Origin of the sequence: Streptomyces sp. NPDC002884 (genome assembly GCF_040295245.1) — a bacterium.
Taxonomy (GTDB): domain Bacteria; phylum Actinomycetota; class Actinomycetes; order Streptomycetales; family Streptomycetaceae; genus Streptomyces.
The window spans coordinates 660,469-685,872 of record NZ_JBEOVB010000001.1 but is presented as its reverse complement, the minus strand read 5'-3'; the positions used below and the strand labels follow the sequence as shown (position 1 = coordinate 685,872).

General features: G+C 70.5%; 26 protein-coding genes. 16 read left to right on the top strand and 10 right to left on the bottom strand.

Going from position 1 to position 25,404, the window contains the following annotated elements; all coding sequences use genetic code 11:
- The first annotated feature begins 78 nt into the window (after positions 1–78).
- The 6 genes from ABT070_RS03010 to ABT070_RS02985 are packed head-to-tail and all read left to right on the top strand — an operon-like array spanning position 79 to position 6,678.
- Complete coding sequence (locus ABT070_RS03010) at positions 79–864, top strand: SCO2525 family SAM-dependent methyltransferase (RefSeq protein ID WP_351753758.1); 786 nt, start codon at positions 79–81, stop codon at positions 862–864.
- Between the two features lie 50 nt (positions 865–914).
- On the top strand, positions 915–2,774 hold the full coding sequence (locus ABT070_RS03005) for an SCO2524 family protein (RefSeq protein ID WP_351753757.1): 1,860 nt from the start codon (positions 915–917) through the stop codon (positions 2,772–2,774).
- A gap of 2 nt (positions 2,775–2,776) precedes the next feature.
- Entirely contained in the window at positions 2,777–3,697 is a 921-nt protein-coding gene (locus tag ABT070_RS03000) for an SCO2523 family variant P-loop protein (protein ID WP_351753754.1), read from the top strand.
- Positions 3,694–4,692 carry an SCO2522 family protein gene (locus tag ABT070_RS02995; RefSeq protein WP_451099188.1) on the top strand — a complete coding sequence of 333 codons (999 nt, stop codon included), beginning with the start codon at positions 3,694–3,696 and terminating at the stop codon, positions 4,690–4,692. The genes ABT070_RS03000 and ABT070_RS02995 overlap by 4 nt, the downstream gene beginning before the upstream one ends.
- A gap of 1 nt (position 4,693) precedes the next feature.
- Positions 4,694–5,659, top strand: coding sequence for an SCO2521 family protein (locus ABT070_RS02990; protein ID WP_351753752.1), 966 nt, complete (start codon positions 4,694–4,696; stop codon positions 5,657–5,659).
- A gap of 50 nt (positions 5,660–5,709) precedes the next feature.
- Complete coding sequence (locus ABT070_RS02985; RefSeq protein WP_351753749.1) at positions 5,710–6,678, top strand: hypothetical protein; 969 nt, start codon at positions 5,710–5,712, stop codon at positions 6,676–6,678.
- Here ABT070_RS02985 and bla read toward each other — a convergent pair.
- Positions 6,675–7,565, bottom strand: coding sequence for a class A beta-lactamase (gene bla / locus ABT070_RS02980; protein WP_351754424.1), 891 nt, complete (start codon positions 7,563–7,565; stop codon positions 6,675–6,677). The genes ABT070_RS02985 and bla overlap by 4 nt on opposite strands.
- A 279-nt stretch (positions 7,566–7,844) precedes the next feature.
- Here bla and recO point away from each other — a divergent pair, with 279 nt between their 5' ends.
- The 3 genes from recO (at position 7,845) to ABT070_RS02965 (ending at position 10,908) form a co-directional block, all read left to right on the top strand.
- On the top strand, positions 7,845–8,594 hold the full coding sequence (gene recO / locus ABT070_RS02975; protein ID WP_351753746.1) for a DNA repair protein RecO: 750 nt from the start codon (positions 7,845–7,847) through the stop codon (positions 8,592–8,594).
- Between the two features lie 26 nt (positions 8,595–8,620).
- Positions 8,621–9,472 (top strand): isoprenyl transferase, encoded by an 852-nt coding sequence (locus ABT070_RS02970; RefSeq protein WP_351753745.1) that lies wholly within the window; start codon positions 8,621–8,623, stop codon positions 9,470–9,472.
- An 80-nt stretch (positions 9,473–9,552) separates the two neighbouring features.
- Positions 9,553–10,908 (top strand): histidine-type phosphatase, encoded by a 1,356-nt coding sequence (locus ABT070_RS02965; RefSeq protein WP_351753742.1) that lies wholly within the window; start codon positions 9,553–9,555, stop codon positions 10,906–10,908.
- 133 nt (positions 10,909–11,041) lie between these two features.
- On the opposite strand, the gene ABT070_RS02960 is transcribed toward ABT070_RS02965, so the two are convergent.
- The 4 genes from ABT070_RS02960 to ABT070_RS02945 are packed head-to-tail and all read right to left on the bottom strand — an operon-like array spanning position 11,042 to position 14,266.
- The gene (locus ABT070_RS02960; protein ID WP_327182974.1) at positions 11,042–11,461 is read right to left on the bottom strand and encodes a Fur family transcriptional regulator; all 420 of its coding nucleotides are present in this window, start codon (positions 11,459–11,461) and stop codon (positions 11,042–11,044) included.
- Between the two features lie 59 nt (positions 11,462–11,520).
- Positions 11,521–12,423 carry a metal ABC transporter permease gene (locus ABT070_RS02955; RefSeq protein WP_351753739.1) on the bottom strand — a complete coding sequence of 301 codons (903 nt, stop codon included), beginning with the start codon at positions 12,421–12,423 and terminating at the stop codon, positions 11,521–11,523.
- Complete coding sequence (locus ABT070_RS02950) at positions 12,423–13,289, bottom strand: metal ABC transporter ATP-binding protein (RefSeq protein ID WP_351753736.1); 867 nt, start codon at positions 13,287–13,289, stop codon at positions 12,423–12,425. Before ABT070_RS02950 ends, ABT070_RS02955 begins: the two co-directional genes overlap by 1 nt.
- Before the next feature lie 17 nt (positions 13,290–13,306).
- Positions 13,307–14,266, bottom strand: coding sequence for a metal ABC transporter substrate-binding protein (locus ABT070_RS02945; protein ID WP_351753734.1), 960 nt, complete (start codon positions 14,264–14,266; stop codon positions 13,307–13,309).
- 173 nt (positions 14,267–14,439) lie between these two features.
- Between ABT070_RS02945 and ABT070_RS02940 the strand changes: the two genes are divergently transcribed.
- On the top strand, positions 14,440–15,822 hold the full coding sequence (locus ABT070_RS02940; protein WP_351753731.1) for a glycine--tRNA ligase: 1,383 nt from the start codon (positions 14,440–14,442) through the stop codon (positions 15,820–15,822).
- Between the two features lie 96 nt (positions 15,823–15,918).
- On the opposite strand, the gene ABT070_RS02935 is transcribed toward ABT070_RS02940, so the two are convergent.
- Both ABT070_RS02935 and ABT070_RS02930 read right to left on the bottom strand, forming a co-directional pair.
- Positions 15,919–16,890: an SGNH/GDSL hydrolase family protein gene (locus ABT070_RS02935; protein WP_351753728.1), complete on the bottom strand. Its 972-nt coding sequence runs from the start codon at positions 16,888–16,890 to the stop codon at positions 15,919–15,921.
- 245 nt (positions 16,891–17,135) lie between these two features.
- Positions 17,136–17,522, bottom strand: a complete 387-nt coding sequence (locus ABT070_RS02930; protein WP_351753725.1) for a hypothetical protein — start codon at positions 17,520–17,522, stop codon at positions 17,136–17,138.
- 166 nt (positions 17,523–17,688) lie between these two features.
- Between ABT070_RS02930 and ABT070_RS02925 the strand changes: the two genes are divergently transcribed.
- Together ABT070_RS02925 and ABT070_RS02920 are read left to right on the top strand one after the other, a co-directional pair.
- Positions 17,689–18,531: a helix-turn-helix domain-containing protein gene (locus ABT070_RS02925; RefSeq protein WP_351753723.1), complete on the top strand. Its 843-nt coding sequence runs from the start codon at positions 17,689–17,691 to the stop codon at positions 18,529–18,531.
- Positions 18,513–18,716 carry a DUF397 domain-containing protein gene (locus tag ABT070_RS02920; protein WP_351753720.1) on the top strand — a complete coding sequence of 68 codons (204 nt, stop codon included), beginning with the start codon at positions 18,513–18,515 and terminating at the stop codon, positions 18,714–18,716. Before ABT070_RS02925 ends, ABT070_RS02920 begins: the two co-directional genes overlap by 19 nt.
- Here the strand turns inward: ABT070_RS02920 and ABT070_RS02915 are convergent.
- Entirely contained in the window at positions 18,695–19,807 is a 1,113-nt protein-coding gene (locus tag ABT070_RS02915) for an endonuclease/exonuclease/phosphatase family protein (RefSeq protein WP_351753718.1), read from the bottom strand. The genes ABT070_RS02920 and ABT070_RS02915 overlap by 22 nt on opposite strands.
- Before the next feature lie 216 nt (positions 19,808–20,023).
- Between ABT070_RS02915 and ABT070_RS02910 the strand changes: the two genes are divergently transcribed.
- From ABT070_RS02910 to ABT070_RS02900, 3 genes are read left to right on the top strand one after another with little or no spacing between them, the layout of a single operon-like run.
- The gene (locus ABT070_RS02910; protein WP_351753715.1) at positions 20,024–21,034 is read left to right on the top strand and encodes an aldo/keto reductase; all 1,011 of its coding nucleotides are present in this window, start codon (positions 20,024–20,026) and stop codon (positions 21,032–21,034) included.
- Positions 21,035–21,059: 25 nt separating this feature from the next.
- Positions 21,060–21,656 carry a TetR/AcrR family transcriptional regulator gene (locus ABT070_RS02905; RefSeq protein ID WP_351753712.1) on the top strand — a complete coding sequence of 199 codons (597 nt, stop codon included), beginning with the start codon at positions 21,060–21,062 and terminating at the stop codon, positions 21,654–21,656.
- Positions 21,656–22,576 (top strand): UTP--glucose-1-phosphate uridylyltransferase, encoded by a 921-nt coding sequence (locus ABT070_RS02900; RefSeq protein WP_351753709.1) that lies wholly within the window; start codon positions 21,656–21,658, stop codon positions 22,574–22,576. The genes ABT070_RS02905 and ABT070_RS02900 overlap by 1 nt, the downstream gene beginning before the upstream one ends.
- 7 nt (positions 22,577–22,583) lie before the next feature.
- Here ABT070_RS02900 and ABT070_RS02895 read toward each other — a convergent pair whose 3' ends face one another.
- The gene (locus ABT070_RS02895) at positions 22,584–23,519 is read right to left on the bottom strand and encodes a LysR family transcriptional regulator (RefSeq protein WP_351753707.1); all 936 of its coding nucleotides are present in this window, start codon (positions 23,517–23,519) and stop codon (positions 22,584–22,586) included.
- Between the two features lie 135 nt (positions 23,520–23,654).
- Between ABT070_RS02895 and ABT070_RS02890 the strand changes: the two genes are divergently transcribed.
- Positions 23,655–24,965 carry an MFS transporter gene (locus ABT070_RS02890; protein ID WP_351754421.1) on the top strand — a complete coding sequence of 437 codons (1,311 nt, stop codon included), beginning with the start codon at positions 23,655–23,657 and terminating at the stop codon, positions 24,963–24,965.
- Positions 24,966–25,126: 161 nt separating this feature from the next.
- Here ABT070_RS02890 and ABT070_RS02885 read toward each other — a convergent pair whose 3' ends face one another.
- Positions 25,127–25,345 (bottom strand): hypothetical protein, encoded by a 219-nt coding sequence (locus ABT070_RS02885; protein ID WP_351753704.1) that lies wholly within the window; start codon positions 25,343–25,345, stop codon positions 25,127–25,129.
- Positions 25,346–25,404: the final 59 nt, after the last annotated feature.

The following is a 25,404-nucleotide window of genomic DNA, read 5'->3' as shown; positions in this document are numbered from 1 at the left end:
GCGATTTGCGTACCTGATCTCCATCATTGCTCTGTGCACCCACTCCTTCAAGACCCATGCGTCCTGCTACGCTGAATCATGACCTCGGTACCTCCCGCCGCTGACCAAAAGCTGAATGGTGATGTGCTCTGGGACGACTTCGATCCCGGTGTGTACATCAGCCACAATTACCTCGAGATGCAGGCCGTGGACGAGGAGATCCTCTCCCATGTGCGCGATCACTTCAGTGATCACTTCCGAGGTCGCGGGCGGGTGGCTTCCGGTATCGACGTCGGTGCGGGGCCCAATCTCTATCCGGCCCTGGCCATGCTTCCCTGGTGCGACCGGATCACGCTTCTGGAGCGGTCCGCCCGGAATCTGGACTACCTCCGGGGGCAGTGCCCCGACTATGCCCCCCACTGGGATCAGTTCTGGAACGTCCTGTGCAAGGACGAGGCATATGCCACGCTCAACATGACACCCAGGGTCCGGTTCAAAGAGGCCGTCCAGCAGCCCGAGGCGGGCAGTCTCTTCGATCTCTGCGCCGACAAGCGCCGCTGGGATCTCGGCACGATGTTCTTCGTCGCCGAATCCATCACCACCTCCCTCGCCGAATTCCGACGAGGAGTGGGGTGCTTCATGAACGCCCTGAATTCCGGCGCGCCTTTCGCCGCCGCCTTCATGGAGCATTCCGAAGGATACCGCGTCGGTTCCCATGAATTCCCCGCCCGCGATATCGACGAAGCCGAAGTGCGGGCGGTTCTGGGCGGTTACGCGGACCATGTCGAGATTCACCGCACGGCCAATCCGAAGCAACTTGTACGGGACGGCTACACGGGTATGATCCTGGCCTGCGGGCAACGTAAAGAGCGACGCGACGAATGAGCAGTCGGAGTTCTTCTACATGGTGACGGGCCTGTGCGAGGGGAATGGGCATGCAGATCAAGCCGAGACAGAACCTGCTCGAGGTGTGGCAGGCCATCGCCCGCCATTCCTTCGACAACGGAGAATGGCAATGGGGTGAATGGGGCGGTCGCAGCAGCGTCGCCGACGCGGAGCGTCTGCTCTGCCTTCTCTACCCCGCCACCGAAATCGAACCGTTCCGCCTGGACGACCCCGACACCACTCAGCTGGACGTGGAGAGGGCCCTCAGGAACGCGGGTGACTCCAGCGAGATCCCCATGAACCTCCTGGAGATCCTCGGCGACTTCATGGAGAACCACCGCGGGGAGGAGAGCCCCACCTTCGCCGGCGGCTACTACTTCGCCCCGGAGGACCCGGAGCAGGAGCTCTCCAAGGAGCAGGGGGAAGTGGGAGTCGTCGACTCCTACTCCATGTCGATCACCCTCTGCCTGGCCACCCTCGGCTTCCTCAAGGTGTACCGGGGCAAGACCCAGCGGGCGAGCACCCTCGCCCGCATCGACAAGCTGAAAGAGGCGACCAGCGCCCGCCTGACCGCGGCCATGGTGAGCCTGCTGCGCTCCTTCACCGTCAACGTCGTCGACATCGCCTCCGACCAGGGGCAGGCGCTCGCCCGGCTGCTCGGCCGGGGCCGGCTGTCCGACCGCCAGGTCCTGCAACGCTTCCAGGACCGGTTCAAGTCGCTGCGCGCCCTCATCAGCGAGAGCGTCACCCTCGGCCTGGACACCGACGTCGCCGATCAACTCCGCAACGAGAACCGGCTGTTCGAGTGCGGCTGGGCCTGGAGCCTGGTGAAGGGCGCCCCCGAGGTCGAGGTCGAGGCGCAGACCGCGCAGGACATCGGCAAGCAGCCCCAGGGCGTGGCCCACGCCGTGCCGTACCTGTACTTCACCGTCGTCGCCCTCGACGGCATCCCCGACCTGTCCTCCGAGCGCACCCTCGTCCTCGGCCTGCTCACCGCCGAACAGCAGAAGCTGGCCGACGCGCTGCGGCTGCGCTGGGAGATCACCCAGCAGTACTGGTCGGGCATCGCCCGCTTCGACGGCGCCACCTGGCCGCTGGAGGAGATCCCGTGGCGCACCACGCTCCAGCAGTTGGAGTCCGAGTACTTCTCCCTGTCCGTGGCCTCGATCCTCGTCCACGACCTGGTGCGCCGCCGTGCCACCGACGACGACCTCACCCGCACCGTCGCCGTCATGGAACGGCTCGCCGAACGCGGCCGCATCACCAGCCGCACGGCCCGCGAGGACCCGGCGATCGGCCTGCACAACCCCGGAGTCACCCTCCCGCTGCTGGGCAGTGAGGAGATCGGCCCGGCCATGAAGTGGACGATGGGCGACTTCTCCGCACAGCTGCTCAAGCGGACCGTCCAACTCTGCGCGCTGTCCCGGAACATCGGCTCGCAGGACCGTCTGCTCACGCTGGCCGAGAACATCCTCGACCACCTGTGGGCGCGTCGCGTCAGCGACGGCGAGGGCGTCGGCCTGTGGGACAACGTGCACGCCGTGTACCCCGAATCACCGGTCCGCGCGGGACCGTTGTCCTGGAGCATCACCGAGCGCGTCACGGAGTGCATGGTCGCCGCGCACGCCCTCTACTCGCAGGACCCGATCCGCAGCTCCGAGATGACCGCGCTCGCCCAGGCGGCGCTCAGCGAGGCCGCCCACCTGTTCGGCAAGGAGCAGCTGGAGCAGCCCGCCCCCGCCCCCAAGAGCCCCCAGGGAGAAGAGATCAAGGGCATCGAGGCCGACCTGCGTCGCGCCCGTCAGCTCGTCGACAAACAGCCCGGCACCGCCCACTCGCTCGCCCTCGGCGTCCTCGCCCGGCTCTACGCCCTGGCCCGCGCCCGGGGCGCCGACGCCCGGGGGGTGTGAAGGTGATCGTCTTCGCCGCCTCCGACAAGGGAGGCACCGGCCGTTCCGTCACCAGCGCCAACCTCGCGTACCACCGCGCGCTGGACGGGGACGACGTCTGCTACCTGGACTTCGACTTCGGCTCGCCCACCGCCGCGGCCGTGTTCGACCTGCCCGACGTCCTCTCCGAGGCCGAGGGGCGGGGCCTGCACTCCTATCTGAAGGGCAAGACGGGAGAGCCGCTGCGGGTCGACGTCTGGGCGCGCACCGAACACCCGGTGCTGCGCGGCAGGCCCGGCGGCTCCGGGCGGCTGGTGCTGCTGCCCGGCGACCGCACGGCCGGTGAATTCGTCACCGACGAGGAGAACCTGCACCGCTGTGTGGACCTCGTCCTTCGGCTGAAACGCGAATTCGACGTCATCATCATCGACCTGAGCGCCGGCCGCAGTTATGCGATGGACCTGGCACTCGCCGCCACTTCGCCCCGGGGCGGGCTCGGCCGCCTCAAGAACCGCTGGCTCGTCTATCACCGCTGGACCCGCCAGCACGTCATGGCGGCAGCCGAACTCGTATTCGGGAAACAGGGCATTGTGCAAGCCGGTACGGCCATCGGCCACGACCCGGACGTGCTGGGCGGCGCCATCAGGTTCGTACGCGCCGCGGTGCCCGATCTGGAGTCGCCGTTGTGGTCCCAGGTCTCGCCCGCGCAGTACGCGTGGATGCGGCAGTGCGACAAGGAACTCGAGGAACTCGCGGCGGGCCGGGGCATCGGCAGAACCAGGGTGCTGGCGTCCATTCCCCTGGAACCCGTCCTCCAGTGGCAGGAACGCCTCATCACCGACGAGGACGTGCACGACCGCCGGATCGCCAACAACGAGACCTGGCAGGCCATGGGAGATCTCGCGCAACGGCTGACCGACGACAAGTTCTGGGGGCAGTTGTGACGGGGCCGGGCACCGCTTTCCGGGAGAGCAGCGCCGACCCGCGCACCGAATCCCTGCCTTTCTCCCATCTCTCCCTGGAATTAGGCCACTTGTACATGGAGGACTTCGCCGAGGGGGCCACGCGGCTGCGTCGGCACTTCGCCGGCGTACGTCCTTGGGTGGACGCGGCCCGGGCCGGTCTCGGCCCGCTCCCGCCGGGCCGCCGGCCCCGGATCAGCACCTGCTTCCTGATCGACGACTACTTCTCCCGGCTGTCCACGCCCGCCGAGCTGATCCCGCCCCTGCTGGAGGCGGCGGCCGAGGCCGGACTGACCATCGACTACCTGGCCCGCGAGTCGGGATGCGCGGGCCCCGCCCTCGCCGCCGGCGGCTCCGCCCACCGCGACAAGGCCGCACTCGCCGAGTCCGTGCTGCACCGGCTGGTGGAGTCGCCGCCGCCCGGCAGCAACGGCTTCCGCCCGCCCGTCGGCCGGACCGGCTGGCTCACCAACGGACGCCGCGCCCCCTCCCAGCGGACCTCGGCCGCCCTGGACTCCGGCGGCGTCTGGCAGCCGCCGAGCGAGACCGAGGCACGCGGCCACTCCGTGTTCCTGGACGTCGAACTGTGGAACGGGTCCGAGGACGCGCGCACCTGGTCCTGCGCCTTCCTGGCCTCCGTCTGGCAACTGGTCCGGCTCGGGCTGCTGCGGGACAACGGCGCGGCCGTGCTGACCCCCACCCGCTGGCAGGGCGAGGAGTTCCCGGCCGAGTGGGACGCGCTGCCGCCCGTCCTCCAGCTCAACCCCTCCGCGACGCCCTTCACCGCCTACGGCACGTGCAGCGTCCTGCCGAGCCGGTTCCTGCCCGTCGAGCACGCCGTACGCGTCATCCTCGACCAGGTCCACGTCGAGGCCGAGGCGCTGGAGCAGGTCGCCGAGCGGTCCGCCGGCGAGGGCTTCACGGTGCCCTCGGGAGTCGTGGACCGCACGTCCTACGTGTTCCCGCCGGGGCTGTGACATGAGCGGCCTGGGCACGACCTCCGGTCCCGTCCTCGTCTGCGGCGAGGTGCGGACCTGTCTGCTGCCCACCCGCAAGGCGGTGGACGAGCGGACGGCCGTGCGGCTGCTGCGGCTGCGCGCCGACGAACCCGTCCGGACCTCCCGGCGCCCCAACCGGCACGCGCTCTCCCCGGACGTCCTCACCGGCGTCGACTGCCGGCTGCCCACCGCCACCGGGGCCAAGATCCGCGCCGTCGGCACCGTCGCGGCGCACGCGGGGCTCGTCGAGGGCCGCGTCCTCCAGTCGACCGCGTACTTCTCCGCCCCGGCCACCGGGCCCGACCGGCGCCGCCCCTGGGGGTACTACCTGGTCCGGCCCGGGTCCCTGGTCCCGGTCGGCAGGCTGCCCGAGAAGTCGGTCACCGAGGGCTTCCTGACCGGGCATCAGCAGGACCGGCTGGACGTCGGCTCGATCGCCGAGAGTCTGCTGGCGAGGATCTCCCGCCGGCACGACCTCCTGGACCACGACGCCCCGCTCACCACGACCGACACCAGCCTGCGCTGGACCGCGTCACCGGCCGACGACGGCGAGCCGGCGTCGGCGCTCTTCACCGAACTCGGCTCGGGCCTGCGGATCGTCGAACTGCGGCTGCCGCGAGGGACCACGCCCGTGGCGGCGGCCACGCTGTGCGAGGACCTGGCCCTGCACGACTGGCTGCTGACGACGGTCGGGGACAAGCTCGACGGCCTGCCGCCCGGCTCCGAGAACCAGAAGGCCGCGATGAAGGTGCTGCGGCCGCTCGTCGAGCATCTGCTGCACCTGTGGATGCCCCAGGCGCGCCTGGACCGTGCCCTGAGCCCGCCCTGGGAGGAACTGGAGCGGCACCCGGGGTTCAGCAGACAGTGGAACACCATGGCACAGCGCATCCGGGACCAGCTGGCACTGCAGAACCTCGTGCGGGGCGAGGTGCCGGCCCTGTCCTGACGCACCACGACAGCTGCTCGCGCAGCATCCCGACGGGGGGAGAAAGAGAGATGCCTGCACCGACGAATCCGAACTTCCGGGGCGACCGCATCAGGGACGGGGAGGGCGCCCGGCATGTGACGCAGAAGATCCTGATCACCATGGTGACGGGTGGCGGCGTCTATCTGCTCACCAATGTCGTCGGACCGTCCGAGGAGGACGGGCCGTGGCAGCTCGTGCTGTCCGTGCTGTGCGGCGGCATCGTGCTGATCGTGCAGTTCCTGGCGTCCTTCGTGAGCCAGCTGGGCGATCTCCGGGAGTCGGTGGACAAGCGGTTCGCCGACATAGGCGAGGCGACGAAACTCTTCACCGAGGTGGAGAAGCTGCGCGGCGACGGGGTGCCCCGGCTCGCCGAGCACGCCACCAAGGTCGTGTCCATGGGGCCCGACATCCTGCACGAGTTCGCGCATACGGAGATCGACCGTCTCGCCGCGCAGATGGAGGACTTCACCAACCTCAGCGCCGAGTGCGCGGGCGAGAACCACGACTGGCTCCTGACCCTCACCAAGTGCGCGAGGACCAGCATCGACGCCATCAGCACCACCGTCGTCGACGACGGGTTCTGGAACACCGAGCCGGCGGGACGCTATCTGACCGCCCAGCGCGAGGCGATCCTCGAGCGGCGCATCGCGGTCCGGCGCCTGTTCATCGTGAAGCGGCCCGAAGAGCTGGCCGCCCTGGAACCGATCTGCGAGGAGCAGCGGGAGATGGGCATCCAGGTCCAGGTGGTGGCCCTGGAAGAGCTCCCGCTCTATCTGCGCCGCGGCAAGATGATCGACTGCATCGTCTTCGACGGGGTGCTGTCGTACGAGATCCACGCGGACCAGCTGAGTGTGAACACCTCGACGACGGTGAACGCCCGGGCCGACGAGGTCCAGCCGCTGATCCGCCGGTTCGACCAGCTGTGGGAGGCCGCCGCCCCGGGCACGTCCCCGAACGGCACCCCCGACAGCGTCCGGCTGAGGCCGAGCGGGTCCTAGCCCAGCACCTCCGCCAGCAGCCCCGCCGTCTCCACGATCAGCGCGTGGTCGTAGGCGGCCTCCCGGTCCGGCTTGGTGAGCTGGACCACCAGGACGATCGGGGTGCCGTCCGGGGTCCAGGCGACCCCGGCGTCGTTGTTGGCGCCGTACCAGCCGCCGCCGGTCTTGTCGGCGACCGTCCAGGTCGGCGGGAGCCCGGCGCGGAAGCGGTTGGCGCTGGTGACGGTGCCGAGCATCCAGTCGGTCAGACGGCCGCGGTCGGCCGGGGCCAGCGCCCGGCCGAGGACGAGACGGGCGTAGGTGCGGCCGATCGCGGCCGGGCTGGTGGTGTCCGTGATCCGGTCCGGCTCGGCCGAGTTGAGCTCCGGCTCCCAGCGGTCGAGGCGGGTGACGCGGTCGCCGACGGAGCGGGCGAAGCGGGTGAGCGCGGCGGGGCCGCCCAGCTCGCGCAGGAGCAGGTTGCCGGCCGTGTTGTCGCTGCGCTGGATGGCGGCGGCGGACAGCTCGGCGATCGTCAGGCCGTCGGCCACGTGCTCCTGGGTGACGGGGGAGTTCTCCACCACGTCCGCCGCCGTCCAGTGGACGCGGCGGTCCAGAGTCCCCTCGGGCAGGTCCCGCAGGACGGCCGCCACCGCCAGCGTCTTGAACAGGGAGCAGACCGGGAAACGTTCGTCGGCGCGGTAGCGGACCGATCGCCCCGTGCGGACGTTGTGCGCGAACACGCCGAGGCGGGCGCCGTGCCCGGCCTCGAGCTCCCGCAGGCGGGCGGTGACGGGGCCGGTGGCGGCCGCGGCGGGGCCCGCGGCGAGCAGGACGGCCGTGGTGGCCGCGCCCGCCGTCAGCAGGGTGCGGCGGGAGGGCGTGGGGGAAAGGTGCGAGCTTGAGATCGTTCTCTCCGTCCGTCGAGGATCATGGTCTCCTCTGTCACGGACGTCTCCGCGCTCCCCTTGGTTGCGCCGTCCCTGGTCAGCGACCGAAGCCGCGCACCGGCGCCCGCCGTGCCCCCCGGGGCATCGTGGCGGGCGGGCACACAGCCCCTCCGGCGTAGGCGAGAATGGCCGCATGAGCCTGTTCCGCGACGACGGCGACGCGCCCCGCACCCGGCAGCCGGGCGCGACGGACCGCGGCCTGGCGCGCCCCCGGCAGGCCGCCCCCGGCGGTGCCCGATGAGTCTCTTCCGGGACGACGGCGTCGTCCTGCGGACCCAGAAGCTCGGCGAGGCCGACCGCATCATCACGCTGCTGACGCGCGGGCACGGGCGGGTGCGGGCCGTGGCGCGGGGGGTGCGCCGGACGAAGTCCAAGTTCGGCGCCCGCCTCGAACCCTTCTCCCACGTAGACGTGCAGTTCTTCGCGCGGGGCAGCAGCGAGCTGGTCGGACGCGGGCTGCCGCTGTGCACGCAGAGCGAGATCATCGCTCCCTACGGTGGCGGGATCGTGACCGACTACGCCCGCTACACCGCCGGGACCGCCATGCTCGAGACCGCCGAGCGGTTCACCGACCACGAGGGCGAACCGGCCGTCCAGCAGTACCTGCTGCTCGTCGGGGCGCTGCGTACCCTGGCCCGCGGGGAGCACGCCCCGCACCTCGTCCTCGACGCCTTCCTGCTGCGGTCGCTGGCCGTCAACGGATACGCGCCCAGCTTCGGCGACTGCGCCAAGTGCGGAATGCCCGGACCCAACCGGTTCTTCTCCGTCGCGGCCGGCGGCTCCGTCTGCGTCGACTGCCGGGTGGCCGGCAGCGTCGTACCCTCACCGCAGACCCTGGTCCTGTTGGGCGCGCTGCTCACGGGAGACTGGGAGACGGCGGACGCGTGCGAGGCGCGCCACGTCCGGGAGGGCAGCGGGCTGGTGTCCGCCTATCTGCACTGGCACCTGGAGCGCGGCCTGCGCTCACTCAGGTACGTAGAGAAATAGCGAAAGTCAGAGGAGACGAGAGGCACATGGTCGTACGCGGGTTCCTGGGTCGGCAGCGTCGGGAGTACAGGACGCCGGAGCCGCACCCGTCCGGCGCGCGCCCGCCGAAGCTCCCCGGCGAGCTGGTCCCCGAGCATGTGGCGATCGTCATGGACGGCAACGGCCGCTGGGCCAAGGAGCGCGGGCTGCCGCGCACCGAGGGGCACAAGGTCGGCGCCGAGCAGGTCCTCGACGTGCTCCAGGGCGCGGTCGAGATGGGTGTGCGCAACATCTCGCTGTACGCCTTCTCCACCGAGAACTGGAAGCGCTCGCCCGACGAGGTCCGGTTCCTGATGAACTTCAACCGCGACTTCATCCGCAAGACCCGCGACCAGCTCGACGAGCTCGGTATCCGGGTGCGCTGGGTGGGCCGGATGCCCAAGCTCTGGAAGTCGGTCGCCAAGGAGCTCCAGGTCGCCCAGGAGCAGACCAAGGACAACGACCGTCTCACCCTGTACTTCTGCATGAACTACGGCGGCCGGGCGGAGATCGCGGACGCGGCGCAGGCACTGGCCGAGGACGTGAAGGCGGGCCGTCTCGACCCGTCGAAGGTCAACGAGAAGACCCTCGCCAAGTACCTGTACTACCCGGACATGCCGGACGTCGACCTGTTCCTGCGGCCGAGCGGTGAGCAGCGCACCTCCAACTACCTGCTCTGGCAGAGCGCGTACGCGGAGCTGGTCTTCCAGGACGTCCTGTGGCCCGACTTCGACCGCCGTGACCTGTGGCGGGCGTGCGTCGAGTTCGCGTCCAGGGACCGCCGTTTCGGCGGCGCGATCACGAATGAGGAACTCTTGGCCATGGAAGGGAAGACTCCGGACCAGGAGGTCACCTCGTAGCCTCCGGGCGTTCACCCGGCCCGTCGACGCTGCGGGAGATCAGTCCTTCCTCGGTCTCCCGCTCGTGAAACGGCCCGCACATGAACCGCGTCACTCCCGTCCTCGCCACCGCCCTCGGTGCGCTGGTGCTCACCGCGCTGCCCGCCCACGCCGCCGGCACCGGCGGCTCCGGTACGCACCTCGCGCACCGCGACAGCTACGGCACGAAAGCCACCTACGCGCCCGGGCAGAGCGCCCGCTCCTACCAGCGGCCGCCGGCCGGCTTCACCCCCGTCTTCACGGAGAACGTCTCCCGGCACGGCTCCCGCTCCGCCACCGACGGCGAGGACGCCGACCTGATCCTCGCCCTGTGGGACAAGGCCGAGGCCGCGGGCCGGCTCACCGGCAGGGGCGAGGAGCTCGGCCCGAAGGTGCGCGCCCTCCAGGCCGCCATGGCGAAGATCGGCTACGGCAACCTGAGCGGCCTCGGCAAGGAGGAGATCCAGGACACGGCCGCGCGCACGGCCGCCCGGCTGCCGTCGCTCTTCGCCGGGATCGCGCGCGACGGCGAGAAGATCGACGTCGTCAGCTCCGGCCAGGCCCGGGCCACCGACAGCGCCAACCTGTACGCGGGCGCCCTCGCCGACGCCGACCCGGCCCTGAAGCCGCTGATCGGCGCGACCCGCACCGACAAGGACCTGCTCTACTTCCACAAGGCCGACGGCGGCGCGGCCTACCGCGACTACCTGGCCAACGACCAGCGCCTCGCGGACACCCTGGCGAAGATCACCGACCAGCCGAAGACCCACCGGGCTGCGACCGGTGTCCTGCGCCGCCTCTTCAAGGCCGACTTCGTGGCCGGGATCAGCGGCGCCGACCAGGTCGCCGCGGCCCGGGCCGTCTACAACCTGTACGCCATCGCCCCCGCGATGAGCGAGGAGAGCCCGGGCGGGAAGGGCTGGGGGATGCAGCGGTACATCTCCGCCTCCGACGCCGCCTGGTTCGGATACCTGAGCGACGCCGAGGACTTCTACGAGAAGGGTCCCGGCTTCGCCGACAGCGACATCACGTACAGGATGGCGGACGTCCTGCTCGACGACTTCTTCGAGCAGGCGGAGGCCAAGCGGTCCGGCACCAGCACCCTGGGCGCCGAACTCCGCTTCACCCACGCCGAGGAGATCATCCCGCTGGCCGCCCTGATGGGCCTGCCCGGCAGCACGAAGCCGGTCACCGCCGCCAAGCCCTACACCTACGCCTCGAACCCGTGGCGCGGCGCCGACGTGGCCCCCCTCGCCTCGAACATCCAGTGGGACGTCTACGAGAAGAACGGCCGGTTCCTGGTCCGCATGCTCTACAACGAGCAGGAGACGTCCTTCAAGGCCGCCTGCACCCCGATATCCAAGGGCAGCAAGTTCTACGACCTGGACGAGCTGGAACGCTGCTTCGGCCGGCCGTGAGGCGATGAGTTCTCAGCCCCGGCCGGCTGCTTCCAGCCCGTCCGGCGCTTGAGGACGAGGCCGTTCAGGCCGAAGCGGGGGTCTGGGGGCGCAGCCCCCAGGGTCCGGTCACCCGACCCGCACCCACAACCGCTCAGCCGCCGGAGGCACCCGCGCAGTCGGAACAGGTGCCGAAGATCTCCACCGTGTGGGCCACGTTGACGTAGCCGTGCTCCGCGGCGATGGCCTCGGCCCACGTCTCCACCGCCGGGCCCTCCACCTCCACGGCCTTGCCGCAGACGCGGCAGACGAGGTGGTGGTGGTGCTCGCCGGTGGAGCACCGGCGGTACACCGACTCGCCGTCGGAGGTGCGCAGGACGTCGACCTCGCCCGCGTCGGCGAGGGACTGGAGGGTGCGGTAGACCGTGGTCAGGCCCACCGAGTCGCCCTTGTGCTTGAGCATGTCGTGCAGATCCTGGGCGCTGCGGAACTCGTCGACCTCGTCGAGCGCCGCCGCCACGGCGGCACGCTGCCGGGTGGAACGGCCCTTCACGGGCGGTCCAGCGGTTGTCACCGTTGCCTCCTCACGTCTGCGGCTTGCCGGGCCATTGTGCCAGCCCCGGCTGTGCGCGGTCAGACGCCGACCTCGTCCCCCGCCGCCCGGGTGGCCGGAATCGCGCACTCCGCCGGATCGCCGGCGGGATGCGCCGACGCCAGTGCGCGGGCGCGGCGGCGGGCCAGCGGAGCGGCCAGCACGCTCAGCGCGATGAACGCGGCGATGGTCAGCAGCACGATCGTCGCACCGGGCGGGACGTCCTGGTAGTACGAGGTGACCGTGCCGCCGATGGTCACCGTCACGCCGATCGCCGTCGCGATGGCGAAGGTCGCGGCGAAGCTGCGGCTGAGCTGCTGGGCCGCGGCCACCGGGACCACCATCAGGGCCGACACCAGCAGCAGGCCCACCACCCGCATCGCCACCGTCACGGTGACCGCCGCCGTGATCGCCGTCAGCAGGTTCAGCGCGCGGACCGGCAGGCCGGTCACCCGGGCGAACTCCTCGTCCTGGCTGACCGCGAAGAGCTGGCGGCGCAGGCCGATGGTGACGACGACCACGAAGGCCGCGAGCAGGCAGATCGCCGTGACGTCCGACTCGGAGACGGTCGACAGCGATCCGAACAGGTACGACGTCAGGTTGGCGTTCGAGCCGCCGGGCGCGAGGTTGATGAACATCACGCCGCCGGCCATACCGCCGTAGAAGAGCATGGCGAGGGCGATGTCGCCGCGGGTCTTGCCGTACCAGCGGATCAGTTCCATGGTCACCGCGCCCAGGACCGAGACGGCGGTGGCCATCCACACCGGGGACCAGGACAGCAGGAAGCCCAGGCCGACGCCGGTCATCGCGACATGGCCGATGCCGTCGCCCATGAGGGCCTGGCGGCGCTGGACGAGGTAGATGCCGACGGCGGGGGCCGTGATGCCGACCAGGACGGCGGCCAGCAGCGCCCGCTGCATGAAGGCGTAGTTCAGGAAGTCCATCAGCTCAGCAGTCCCGTGCGGATCGGTTCGGCGCCCGCGGGTGCGTGCGGGTGTACGTGGTCGTGGCCGGGCAGCGCGTGCTGGCCGACGGCCGGTGTGGGCGGGCCGTCGTGCAGGACGCAGCCGTCGCGCAGGACGACCGCCCGGTCGATCAGGGGCTCCAGGGGGCCCAGTTCGTGCAGGACGAGCAGGACCGTCGTACCGGCCGCGACCTGGTCCTTCAGGGTCCGTGCCAGGACCTCCTGGCTGGCCAGGTCGACGCCCGCCATCGGCTCGTCCATGATCAGCAGGTCGGGTTGGGAGGCCAGTGCGCGGGCGATGAGCACGCGCTGGTGCTGGCCGCCGGAGAGGGCGTCGACGTTGTCCCTGGCCCGGTCGGCCATGCCCACGAGGTCCAGGGCGTGCCGGACGGCCTCCCGGTCGGCCTTGCGGAAGACGCCGAAGCGGGTGCGGGAGAGCCGGCCCGAGGAGACGACCTCCGTCACCGTGGCGGGGACCCCGCCGGCGGCCGTCGTGCGCTGCGGCACGTATCCGATCCGTGCCCAGTCCCGGAACCGGCGCTGCGGGGTGCCGAACAGCTCGACCTCCCCGGCGGCGGCCGGGACCTGGCCGATCACGGTGCGTACGGCGGTGGACTTGCCCGAGCCGTTCGCGCCGAGCAGGGCGACGACCTCACCGCGCCGCACGGTGAGGTCGATGCCCCGCAGGACCGGGCGCGAGCCCAGCTCCGCGCGGACCCCGCGCAGCGAGATGACGGAATCCGACGGGACGGAATCCGACAGGACGGACTCCGACGGGACGGACTCCGATGAGACGGACTCCGATGAGACGGACTCGGCCTTCACGCCGGTGACGCTCGCGTCCATGACGCCCTCCGTAGAGATCACTTCGTTCCCAGGGCTGTCTTCAGCGCCTTGAGGTTCGCCTCCTGGACCGAGAAGTAGTCCGTGCCCCGGGACTTCTTCGTGATGCCCTCGATCGGGTCGAGGACGTCGGTCTTCAGGTTCGCGTCGGAGGCGATGGTCTTCGCGGTCTTGTCGCTGACGAGCGTCTCGTAGAACACGGTCGTGACGCCGTCGGCCTTCGCCATCTTCTCAAGCTCCTTGACGCGGGCGGCGCTGGGCTCCGACTCGGGGTCGAGGCCGTTGATGGCCTCCTCGGTCAGGCCGTAGCGCTCGGCGAGGTAGCCGAAGGCGGCGTGGGTGGTGACGAACACCTTGGTCTTCGTGTTCGCCAGCCCGTCCTCGAACCGGGTGTTCAGGGCGTCGAGCTTCTTCACGAGGGCCGCGGTGTTGGCCTTGTAGTCGGCCGCGTGGTCCGGGTCGGCCTTCTCGAAGGCCTTGCCGACGCCCGCGGCGACCTGGGAGTAGCGCACCGGGTCGAGCCAGATGTGCGGGTCGAGGCCGGACAGCTCCTCGTTCTCGTGGTCGTCGTGCTCGGCCGCGTGGCCGCCGACCTCGTTGCCGTGCTTCTCCAGCGTGGTGAGGGAGGCCGCGTCGATCTTGGTCTTGACCTCGGACTGGGCCACCGCGTCGTCCACGGAGGGCTGGAGGTTCTTGAGGTAGAGCACCGCGTCGGACTCCTGGAGCGCGGCGGTCTGCCGGGCGCTGATCTCCAGGTCGTGCGGCTCCTGGCCGGGCTCGGTGAGGCTGCTGACGTTCACATGGTCCCCGCCTATCTGCTCGGCGAGGAAGGCCATCGGGTAGAACGACGCGACGACGTCGAACTTGTCCGTGTTGGCCGCGGCCGCGCTGTCGGAGGAGCAGGCCGAGAGGGTGCCGAGGCCGAGGGCGGTGGCCGCCGCGACCGCGGTGCCGGATATGAGTCGTCGTCGTACGTTCATGACAGTCATTTTCAACAAATATGGAAACCGTTGTCAACAAGGCCTGGTAACGGCTGGGTAAGGGTCTGGGTAGGGATCCGATTTGGTCGAGGGGGAGTCCCCGCCGGTACCCTGAAGTCTTCTCTGGAAGCGCATCTCGCTTCGTCGCCCGTCGTCGTTATGAAGAGAGCACCGTGGCCGCCGACAAGATCGACACCATCGTCAGCCTGAGCAAGCGCCGTGGCTTCGTATTCCCGTGCAGTGAGATCTACGGCGGCCAGAAGGCCGCCTGGGACTACGGACCGCTGGGTGTCGAGCTCAAGGAGAACCTGAAGCGCCAGTGGTGGCGCTACATGGTGACGTCGCGCGAGGACGTGGTCGGCATCGACTCGTCCGTCATCCTGGCCCCCGAGGTCTGGGTGGCCTCCGGCCACGTCGCCACTTTCTCCGACCCGCTGACCGAGTGCACCTCCTGCCACAAGCGGTTCCGCGCGGACCACCTGGAAGAGGCGTACGAGGCCAAGCACAACCGCCTGCCGGAGAACGGCCTGGCGGACGTGAACTGCCCCAACTGTGGCAACAAGGGCCAGTTCACCGAGCCCAAGCAGTTCTCGGGCCTGCTCTCCACCCACCTCGGTCCCACGCAGGACACCGGCTCCATCGCCTACCTGCGCCCCGAGACCGCCCAGGGCATCTTCACCAACTTCGCCCAGGTGCAGACCACTTCGCGCCGCAAGCCGCCGTTCGGCATCGCGCAGATGGGCAAGTCCTTCCGCAACGAGATCACGCCCGGCAACTTCATCTTCCGCACCCGCGAGTTCGAGCAGATGGAGATGGAGTTCTTCGTCAAGCCGGGCGAGGACGAGACGTGGCAGGAGTACTGGATGGAGCAGCGCTGGAACTGGTACACCGGCCTGGGCCTGCGCGAGGAGAACATGCGGTGGTACGACCACCCGAAGGAGAAGCTCTCCCACTACTCCAAGCGCACCGCTGACATCGAGTACCGCTTCCAGTTCGGCGGCAACGAGTGGGGCGAGCTGGAGGGCGTGGCCAACCGCACCGACTACGACCTCTCCGCCCACGCCAAGGCCTCCGGCCAGGACCTCTCCTACTTCGACCAGGAGGCCCAGGAGCGCTGGACCCCCTACGTCATCGAGCCCGCGGCCGGTGTCGGCCGCGCGATGCTGGCCTTCCTCCTCGACGCGTACATCGAGGACGAGGCGCCCAACGCCAAGGGCAAGCTGGAGAAGCGGACCGTTCTGCGCCTCGACCACCGCCTCGCCCCGGTGAAGGTCGCCGTGCTGCCGCTGTCCCGCAACCCGGAGCTGTCGCCCAAGGCCAAGGGTCTCGCCGCCGCGCTGCGCCAGAACTGGAACATCGAGTTCGACGACGCCGGCGCCATCGGCCGCCGCTACCGCCGTCAGGACGAGATCGGCACGCCGTACTGCGTGACCGTCGACTTCGACACCCTCGACGACAACGCGGTGACCGTCCGTGAGCGTGACTCGATGAAGCAGGAGCGGGTGTCCCTCGACCAGATCGAGAGCTACCTCGCCGGCCGCCTGATCGGCGCGTAGCCGCCCGCGGCACCCGGCAGACCGAGGCCGGCCCCGACGGGGAGTACCCGTCGGGGCCGGCCTCGCGCTGTGTGCGGGCGTGCGGGTGTCCGCGGGTCAGGACACGCCCACGGCGTTCAGGATCGCCGTGGCGACATGATCGGCGGCGTTCTTGTGGCCCTTGGCGTTGGGGTGCACGAAGGCCACCTCGCTCGGGAAGGTGCTGAATACGCCCTCCACCCACCGGCCCGCGTCGCAGACGCTGTGGTTCCGGGTGGAGGGGGCGAGGTCGACGAAGGCGGCGCCGCGCTCACCGGCCCTCTTCTCGATGGTCGCGTTGAGCGGCCCCAGGACGTCGTTGCGCAGCCAGTCCAGGTCGCCCGGGGTGATCGAGGCGAACTGCTCCCAGTCGTTGTACCGGCACTTGGAGGTGTCCTCCGGGATGACCGTGGGGTAGCCGACGGTGACGACCTTGGCGTGCGGGGCACGCTCGTGCAGGGTGGCGAGCATGTCGTCGTAGTCCCCGCTCACCTTGGCGAGCCGGCCGGGGATGTTGTCGGCGAGGTCGTCCCGGCAGGGCGTGCCCACGCCGCCGCTGCCGTCGCCCAGCTGAAGACACGTGAGGAGGATCTGGGCGAATCCGAGGGAGTTGCCGCCCACGCCGACGGTGACCACGTCGGTGCCGGAGCGCACCGCCTGGGACTGGGGAGGCACCGGGGGGAACGGGTAGTCCGGGTCCTCGGAGAAGGGCGGCAGGTGGCGGCCGATCGGCTCCTGCGCCCTGAAGGTGACGTCCTCGATGGTGGCCGCGCCGCAGCTGACGTTGGTCAGCTCGATCAGCGAGCCGAGGTCACGGTCGATGACCTGCGGGTAGGACCGGTCGGTGCGCTCGCAGCCGTCCCGCGGGACTTCGAAGGTCTCGCCCGCCGCCGGGATGACTCCGGCGGTGTAGGAGTCGCCCAGGGCGACCCACTCGTAGTTCGCCGCGGCGGCGGGCTGCGCCCCGGCGAGTTGTGCGGGAGCGAGGGCGCCGGCGGTGAGAGCCGCGGCCGAACCGAGCAGGGCCAGTCGAGTGCGGAACCTTGCCACGAATCCTCCAGGGATGCGGTGTTGGCGACGCTTTGAACCTTATGAAGCTGATTACTCAACGCACTAGATCCAATGCGGACAGTTACGGTTCGTGCGGCTCGGGGTCGGGCGCGGGGCGCGCACGGCGCGCTGTGAACGGACGGGCTCGGTATGCCGGCGACGGGTGATCGTCGCCGGTCCGTTCCGGCTCGGTGGGTGAGCGATGCTGCACGATGACGCTCCCTGTCCACATGGCCTGTTCGTGATCATTCGTGCCGTTCTCGCCGATGGCCCCGCAGCAGTACGTTCGCGTCGGTCTCGGCGCTCCAGTCGTGCGCGGCGCGGGCGCTCTCCCGGCGTGCCCCCAGGTCCTCGCACTCGGCGCAGTCCGGCTCCGGTGCGGGAGGGCGGGGCGTGCCGATGCCGACCATGAACGGCGCGTCGGTCCGTGCACGCCGGTTCGCCGCCCGTACGCCCGCACTCAGCCGCTCCTCGGCGGTCGCCGGCCGCAGCGTCGCCGGATCGGCCTGCCACTCCCGGCCGCCGCCGACGGGCAGCATCGCGTAGGGCCCGGACCGGTCCTGGTACTCGCCGACCTTGTCCGTCGCGGGGTCGTAGAACAGGGCGCCCGGCTCGTGCTGCGTGTCGTGCATGTCTTTCGCTCCTTTCACCCAACTTACATACTAATTGTGACAGTTGGGCTACTCTGCGTGGTGGGGGTTGTCGCCAGGATGGCCCGAGATCGGGATCGGCGCGCCGCTGACGTGGGGTTCTTCGATGTTCGGTGGCGTTAGTTCCACAAATTCCAGGGAGGGTGCGATGCCGCCGAGGCGGGTGATCACGGGCCGGAGTCAGGAGCCGCGGCAACGGTTCGCGGAGGAGTTGCGGTTTCTGCGGCACGAGAAGCGCGTGAGCCTGCAAAAGCTGGCAGAGGTCGTCGGCTGGGATCCGTCCCAGTTCGGAAAGCTGGAGACAGGGCGCACGTTGGGCAGCCCGGAGGTCGCCCAGGCGCTCGACCAGTACTACGGGACACCCGGATTGCTGCTGGCGTTATGGGAGTTGGCGGTCTCCGACACCTCGCAGTTCAAGGAGCAGTATCGGCGGTACATGCTGCTGGAGGCCGAGGCGGTGAGCCTCTGGCAGTATTCGGTGAGCCGGCCGCCAGGGTTGCTCCAGACGCCCGGGTATGCGCGTGAGGCGCTTGCGGCGGGCGGGCTTCAGGGGGAGGAGTTGGAGCAGCAGGTCGACGCGCGCGTGGGGCGACGGAAAGTGCTGGACGACGCCGAAGCGCCACCGTTCCGCGTGATCCTCTCAGAGCTGGTGCTGCGTAACGCGCTGTGCAACACCCGTGAGTGGCGAGGGCAGTTGGAGCATCTGGCGGATGCTGCGGAGCGCCCGAACATCACCCTGCACGTGCTGCCGTTCGGCACCGGACTGCATGGCCTGGACAGCACCGACTCCATGTTCCTGAGGCTGCTGGACGGCCGTACTGTGGTCTATGCAGAAAACGACGTGCGAGGTGTACTGGTCGAGGAATCAGGCAAGGTTGAACGCTTGCACCGCACATATGATGCGGTGCGTGACCTGGCGTTGAGCCCCGCCGAGTCGCGGACGTTCATCTTGCGAGTGCTGGAGGAAGTGCCGTGCGAGCCATCGATCTGAGCAATGTGACATGGCGCAAGAGCAGCTACAGCAACTCGGACGGCGGCAACTGCCTCGAAGTCGCCGACCACCACCCCTCCCTCGTCCCGGTCCGGGACAGTAAAGACCCCGCCCGAGGGGTGTTGGTGTTCGGCGCGGAGGCCTGGGGCCGCTTCGTCGGGGCCTACAGGTCGACGTCCATGTAGAGCGCCGCGTGGTCGGAGGCGGCGTTGGCTTCCGAGGTCACGGTGTCGAAGGGCTTGATGCCGTCCGCGAAGATGCCACGGGTTTCGAGGCCGACCTGCTGCACTTCCTGCCATACCTCCGGCGACAGCAGTAGGTAGTCGAACTTGTCCCGCTCGTTCTTGCATTCCCCGAACGTGCCGGGCAGCCCGCGATACGAGCGGTGGCTCATCACGTCCCGCAGCCCGGTGCCCTCCAGTGCCGCGGCCGCGTCGCTGGTCGGGTGGTCGTTGAGGTCCCCGGCGACGATGACGTGCGGGGTGCGCTCCAGCGCGGCGCGGTAGATCTCCGCGACCCGCTTCGCCTGGGCCAGCCGCAGCTCCGGGTCGTCCTGGGACTTGCTCTTGAGGTGGTTGCCGAGGATCACCAGGGGTGTCCCGTTGAGCTGGATCTCGAACTCGGGGCAGTCGCGGCTGAAGAGGCGGTGGCTGGGACGGTCCGGGTTGGTTTCGAAGAGGTGGGTCCGGATGGACGTGATCGGGTACCGGCTGAAGATCCCTATGTCGATGCCCCGGGGATCGTTGCCGTCGATCAGCAGGGCGTAGGGGTACGGCCGCCGGTCGAGAGCTCCGGCCAGCACCTGTGTGTTGAAGCGCTCCAGAGCGAGTCGGTTCTCGACCTCCACCGTGAGCAGGATGTCGGCGTCGACCTCCGAGACCACTCGGCCGGTGTTGCGCACAACGTCCAGGTCAAGGTCGTCCTGGCCCAGTTCGGCCCAGCCGGACCACGAGGCACGGCCCGCGGCCGTGACCTTGATGACGGTGTCCTTTCCCGATCCTGACCTGCTGAACAGCCTGGATTCCTTGACCGGTCGTGACTGGTTGATGAAGATCGGCGGCGGGTCCTTCGGGTCGGCCTCGTACGCCCGGTGCTTCTTGATGATCCGTTCGATCTTCGTCTTGTCCGTGTCCCCGTACGTCTGAAGATCGAGGAGAGCGGTCAGCGCGACGAAGTCGTCGAGAATCTCCTTGCGCTTGGCCGGGTCCGCGAGGCGGAACGCCGTGGGCCGGCGGAAGAGGTTCTCCATGTTGAAGGTGGCGATGCGGATGCTCATGGCAGCCTCCATGGCGGCGCGAAGGGCCGCTCGGCCGGCGGCAGGCGCCGCCGAGGTGACTGCGCACCGACATCTCTCATTGTCCTCGGACCTCCCGTCCCGTCGACCGGACAGATACCGGATGACAGACACCGGATGACAGACAGCAGATGACGGATGGCAGATGACAGCTGACAGATGTTGAAATCTGTCAGCTGTCATGTCAGGGTGGTGGGCATGACGATGCGAACCCGTTCCCTCGGTACCACCGGTCCCCAGGTCTCCGCCCTCGGCCTCGGCTGTATGGGCATGTCCGCGCTGTACGGCGACGCGGACCGGACCGAGGGGATCGCGACGATCCACGCCGCCCTCGAAGCCGGCGTGACGCTGCTGGACACCGGCGACTTCTACGGCATGGGCCACAACGAACTGCTGATCGGCGAAGCCCTGCGCACCGCGCCCGCCGCCCGCCGCGAACAGGCGCAGGTCAGCGTGAAGTTCGGCGCCCTGCGCGACCCGGACGGCGGCTGGAGCGGCTACGACGGCCGTCCGGGTGCCGTGAAGAACTTCGCCGCCTACTCCCTCCAGCGCCTGGGCGTCGACCACATCGACGTCTACCGCATCGCCCGGCTCGACCCCGACGTACCGATCGAGGAGACGGTCGGCGCGATCGCCGAGCTGGTCGAGAAGGGGTACGTCCGGCACATCGGCCTCAGTGAGGTCGGCGCCGAGACCATCCGCAGGGCCGCCGCCACCGCGCCGATCGCCGACCTCCAGATCGAGTACGCGCTGATCTCGCGAGGCATCGAGAAGTCGATCCTGCCGGTCACCCGTGAGCTGGGGATCTCCATCACGGCGTACGGCGTGCTGTCGCGCGGGCTGATCTCCGGGCACTTCACCGCCGACCGCAAGCTCGCCGCGAACGACTTCCGGCTCTACTCGCCCCGCTTCCAGGGCGACAACCTTCAGCACAACCTGGACTTGGTGGAGGCCCTGCGGAAGATCGCCGAGCAGAAGGGCGTCTCCGTCGCGCAGATCGCCATCGCCTGGGTGCTGGCCCAGGGCGAGGACATCGTGCCGCTGATCGGCGCCCGCACCAGGGAGCGGCTGGCGGAGTCGCTGGGCGCGCTGGACGTCGTCCTGGAGGCCGCCGACCTCGCCGCGATCGAGGGCGCCGTCCCGGCCGACGCGGCCGCGGGTGACCGCTACTCCGCCGCCGCGATGGCCCACCTCGACAGCGAGCGCTGACCCGCCCTCCGGGTACGGTCTGAGCATGTCACCGACCACCGAGACCCTGACCGCCGAGCGCATCCTCGAGGCGACCGAGGAGGTGCTGCGCCGCCACGGCCCGGCCAAGGCCACCGTGGTCGACGTGGCCCGCGCGCTCGGGGTCAGTCACGGCAGCGTCTACCGGCACTTCCGGACGAAGGCGGCGCTGCGCGAGGCGGTCACGAAACGGTGGTTGGACCGTACGTCCGAGACCCTCGCCGGCATCACCGACGACGAGACCCGCGCCCCGCAGACCCGGCTGCGCGACTGGCTCGCGGCGCTCTTCGAGGCCAAGCGGCGCAAGGCCGGCGACGACCCCGAGCTGTTCGCCACCTACATGGTGCTGACCGGGGAGACCGGCCAGGTGGTCGGCGAGCACCTCGCCGACCTGACCGGCCAGCTGACCCGGATCATCGAGGCGGGAGTCGCGTCCGGCGACTTCACCGTCCCCGACCCGGGAACCGCCGCCGGCGCCGTCTTCCAGGCCACCGGCCGCTTCCACGACCCCGGCTACCACCGGGTGTGGGAGCGGCCCGGGGCCCAGGAGGACTTCACGGCGCTGGTGGACCTGCTGCTGCGCGGGCTGCGGGGGACGGTCTGATGGCCCCGACGATCCGACGGGCCGTGATCCCCGCCGCCGGGCTGGGCTCCCGGCTGCTGCCCCTCACGAAGGCGATCCCGAAGGAGATGCTCCCGGTCGGCGACAAGCCGGTGATCGAGCACACCGTGCGCGAGCTGGTGGACTCGGGCATCACCGACATCACCATCGTCGTCTCCGGCGGCAAGAGCCTGATCCAGGACCACTTCCGCCCCAACCCGGCCCTCGTCGAGCAGCTCCGCGCCGACGGCAAGACCGCTTACGCGGACGCGGTCGAGGAGGTGGCCGAGCTGGCCCGCAGGGGTCACATCACCTATCTGGACCAGCGCGGTCCGTACGGCAACGGCACCCCGGTGCTGAACGCCGCCCGTTCCTTCGGCGACGAGCCGGTCCTGGTCCTGTGGCCCGACGACGTCTTCGTCGCCGAGACCCCCCGCGCCCAGCAGCTGATCCGCGCCTACGAGCAGACCGGCTGCCCGGTGCTGGCGCTGCTGCCGATGGACCCCGCCGACTCACAGCGCTACGGCGTGCCCGTCGTCAAGGAGGACCTCGGCGAGGGGACCCTGCGCATCACCGGCCTCGTCGAGAAACCCGACCCCGCACAGGCGCCGTCGTCGTACGCGGCCATCGGCGGCTATGTCGTCACCCCCGGCATCATCGACGAACTGCGCGAGCAGACCCGCCGCTGGTACGAGCACCGGACCGGTGAGATCTACCTGACCGACGCGATCAACGCCTACGCCCGCGGCCGCGCGGTGTACGGCCAGGTCATCCAGGGCCGCTGGTACGACACCGGCAACCCGGCCGACTACCTCGTCGCCCAGCTGGCCCACGCCCTCGCCCACCCCGAGTACGGGCCGGTGCTGCGGGGCCTGGTCGGCGACCTCGACGCCCGCGGCGACCGGGCGCCCCACTCGCACTGACCGACGCTCAACGCGGAATCACCCAGCCCGGCGCCCAGGTCCCGGGCGCGTCGTGGCCGGCGGCCGTGGCGTCGAGGTGGGCGCGGAGGGTGGCCAGCGCCGGGTGGGGGTTGTCGCGGCGCCAGAGCAGCGAGTGCGGGTAGACGGGTGTGGGGTCGGTCACCGGGATGAGGCGCAGGCCGTGGCCCGCGGGCCAGACGAGACGGGTCCGCCCGCCCATGAAGGTGGCCAGGGCCGGGGTGTCGGCGATGGTGTCGAGGAGGGCGTCGGAGCCGAAGTTGGGGCCGGTCGCCTCGATGGTGAGGCCGAACTCGGCGACGAGGTCGTCGTAGTAGGCGGTCCACTCGGTTCCGGGGGTGAGGCCGGGCATCCAGATCCGGTGCCCGGCGAGCTGGGCGAGGGGCACCGACCGGGCGCCCGCGAGCGCGTGGGCGGAGCCGGTGAGGAGCTGGAGCGGCTCGTCGAGCACCCGGACGGACTCGATGTCCTCGGGCAGGGGCCGGCCGGGCGCGGCGACGGCGCGGAAGGACGCGTCGATCGCACCGGACCGGAGGGCGGCGACGGCCGTCTCGATCTCGAGCAGCATCACCACGTCGAGATCGATCTCGGGATGGACGCGGTGGAAGCCGCGCATCAGGCCCGTTGCCGCGCCGCGTGAGGCGATCACGTCGACGCGCAGCGGACGCCGGCCGGTACGCACGGACACGACCGCGCGCTCGCCGACGCGCAGCAGTTCGCGTGCGTGGGGCAGGAACGCCTGCCCGTCGATGGTGAGTTCGGCGCCACGCGGGGTGCGGGTGAACAGCCGCACCCCGAGGTCGCGCTCCAGCGCCGCGATGCGCTTGGAGACGGCCTGCTGGGTGACCGCCAGCTCGGCGGCGGCTTCCTGGAACCGCCCCGCGTCGGCGGCGGCGACGAAGGTCCGGACGGTGTCGAGGTCCATGTCCCCACCCTATGGATACAACCATCGGTTGTGGACCGGCGGTCCCGCGGTTGTTTGATCCCTGGGTGCGGTGCTCGCTTTGATGCTTCCGAACGCGGATCGGTTGTGCGGATGAGCGGCGAGGGGCGGGCGGGCATGCGGAGCGGGCACCGGCGGGGACAGTGGAAGGGGCGGCTGCCCGGGCCTCGGCCGGGGCGGCGCTTCGGGTGGCTCTGGGGGGCGTACGGGACCAGCGCGCTCGGCACCTGGCTCGCCTTCGGCGCGTTCCCGCTGATCGCCGTCCAGGTCCTGCACGCCGGACCGGCCGAGGTCGCCGCGCTCTCCTCCGTGGGGGCCGCGGTGGGCGCGGTCGTGGCGGTGCCGCTCGGCCCGTGGGTGGAGTTCCGCCGCAAACGGCCGGTGCTGATCGCGATGGACCTGGTGCGGTGCGCGGCGCTGCTGACGATCCCCGCCGCGTTCGCGCTCGGCGTCCTCACCTTCCTCCAGCTCCTGCTGGTCTCGATCGTCGTCGCGGCGGCCGACATCACCTTCCGCGCCGCCTCCGGCGCGTACCTGAAGAACCTGCTGCCGGCCGAGGACCTGCTCGTCGCGAGCGCCCGGTTCGAGTCCACGGCCTGGACGACCACGATCGTCGGACCGCCGCTGGGGGGCGCGATGATCGGGCTCCTCGGCCCGGTGGCGACGGTGGTGGCCGACGCGGTCAGCTACCTGCTCTCGGCCCTGGGCCTGCGTGCGATGGGCGGACAGGAGCAGCGGCCCGAGCCCCGGGAGACCGCGCGCATGCGGGCCGGGGACCTGCTCGACGGCTGGCGGTACATCCTCGCCGACGCGACGCTGCGTCCCCTGTTCCTCAACACGGCCTTGTTCAACGGCCTGGTGATGGCCGCCCAGCCGCTGCTGGCCGTCCTGATGCTCGGCCGGCTCGGGTTCGCGCCCTGGCAGTACGGTCTCGCCTTCGCCGCGCCCGCGATCGGCGGGCTGCTCGGTTCGCGGCTGGCCCGACCGCTCGTCACCCGGTTCGGGCAGCGCCGGGTCCTGGTCGGGTCGGGGGCGCTGCGCGCGGTCTGGCCCGTCGGCCTGGCCTTCCTCGGGCCGGGCACCGGCGGGCTGCTGCTGGTGGTGGGCGTCGAACTCGGGCTCATCTTCTGCTGCGGGGTCTTCAACCCCGTCCAGGCCACCTACCGCCTGGAGCGCACCGCGACCGACCGGGTCACCCGCACCCTGTCCGCCTGGGCGGTGACGACCAAGGCGTCGACCGCGCTCCTGACGGCCGTCTGGGGCGTGCTGGGCAGCCTGCTCGGCCCGCGTACGGCCATCGGCCTGGCCGGCGTACTCCTGCTGGCCACCCCGCTGCTGCTGCCCCGCCGCGCGGCAGCGCGCCTCTCCGGGCCGGAGCCGGAGCCGGGGCTGGAGCGGGGGCCGGAGCCAGCACCGGACCGCGCCTGACGGGCCGGATTCCGCACCCGCTCGTGTCGGGCACCGACGTCGGCTCCATCCTGGTCGGCGCATCGGCGCATCGGCGCATCGGCGCATCGGCGCATCGGCGACTCCCGGGGCGCCGGGGCAGCCGGGGCGGCCGGGCGGCCGGGCGGCCGGGCGGCCGGGCGTCAGCGGGGCTCGCGGCCCTCCGAGGGATCCACCGTCGCCTGATGCGCCTCGGTGAGGTGCTCCTCGGCCTTCAGCCAGGGCAGGAACTGCGCCCTCTGGTGCCAGCCGCACGTGTCGCAGCTGATCGTGCGCTGCACTCCCGCGCGCCGCACTCTCACGACATGCTCCCGTCCGTGCTGGTCCCAGCGGCTCACCTTGCTCGTGTTGATCTCCAGCACCACGCCTCCCGAAATCTCGGCCAGCAAGGAGTGTGCAGCAATACCAACATCAACAGGGG

Coding starts and splice junctions, on each gene's coding strand:
- ABT070_RS02970 (WP_351753745.1), top strand. CDS start 8,621: ATGGTCGTACGCGGGTTCCTGGGTCGGCAGCGTCGGGAGTACAGGACG.
- ABT070_RS02965 (WP_351753742.1), top strand. CDS start 9,553: ATGAACCGCGTCACTCCCGTCCTCGCCACCGCCCTCGGTGCGCTGGTG.
- ABT070_RS02930 (WP_351753725.1), bottom strand. CDS start 17,522: ATGCACGACACGCAGCACGAGCCGGGCGCCCTGTTCTACGACCCCGCG.
- ABT070_RS02955 (WP_351753739.1), bottom strand. CDS start 12,423: ATGGACTTCCTGAACTACGCCTTCATGCAGCGGGCGCTGCTGGCCGCC.
- ABT070_RS03010 (WP_351753758.1), top strand. CDS start 79: ATGACCTCGGTACCTCCCGCCGCTGACCAAAAGCTGAATGGTGATGTG.
- ABT070_RS02900 (WP_351753709.1), top strand. CDS start 21,656: ATGGCCCCGACGATCCGACGGGCCGTGATCCCCGCCGCCGGGCTGGGC.
- ABT070_RS02915 (WP_351753718.1), bottom strand. CDS start 19,807: ATGAGCATCCGCATCGCCACCTTCAACATGGAGAACCTCTTCCGCCGG.
- ABT070_RS02890 (WP_351754421.1), top strand. CDS start 23,655: ATGCGGAGCGGGCACCGGCGGGGACAGTGGAAGGGGCGGCTGCCCGGG.
- ABT070_RS02950 (WP_351753736.1), bottom strand. CDS start 13,289: ATGGACGCGAGCGTCACCGGCGTGAAGGCCGAGTCCGTCTCATCGGAG.
- ABT070_RS02905 (WP_351753712.1), top strand. CDS start 21,060: ATGTCACCGACCACCGAGACCCTGACCGCCGAGCGCATCCTCGAGGCG.
- ABT070_RS03005 (WP_351753757.1), top strand. CDS start 915: ATGCAGATCAAGCCGAGACAGAACCTGCTCGAGGTGTGGCAGGCCATC.
- ABT070_RS02990 (WP_351753752.1), top strand. CDS start 4,694: ATGAGCGGCCTGGGCACGACCTCCGGTCCCGTCCTCGTCTGCGGCGAG.
- ABT070_RS02925 (WP_351753723.1), top strand. CDS start 17,689: ATGCCGCCGAGGCGGGTGATCACGGGCCGGAGTCAGGAGCCGCGGCAA.
- recO (WP_351753746.1), top strand. CDS start 7,845: ATGAGTCTCTTCCGGGACGACGGCGTCGTCCTGCGGACCCAGAAGCTC.
- ABT070_RS02985 (WP_351753749.1), top strand. CDS start 5,710: ATGCCTGCACCGACGAATCCGAACTTCCGGGGCGACCGCATCAGGGAC.
- ABT070_RS02945 (WP_351753734.1), bottom strand. CDS start 14,266: ATGAACGTACGACGACGACTCATATCCGGCACCGCGGTCGCGGCGGCC.
- ABT070_RS02910 (WP_351753715.1), top strand. CDS start 20,024: ATGACGATGCGAACCCGTTCCCTCGGTACCACCGGTCCCCAGGTCTCC.
- ABT070_RS02895 (WP_351753707.1), bottom strand. CDS start 23,519: ATGGACCTCGACACCGTCCGGACCTTCGTCGCCGCCGCCGACGCGGGG.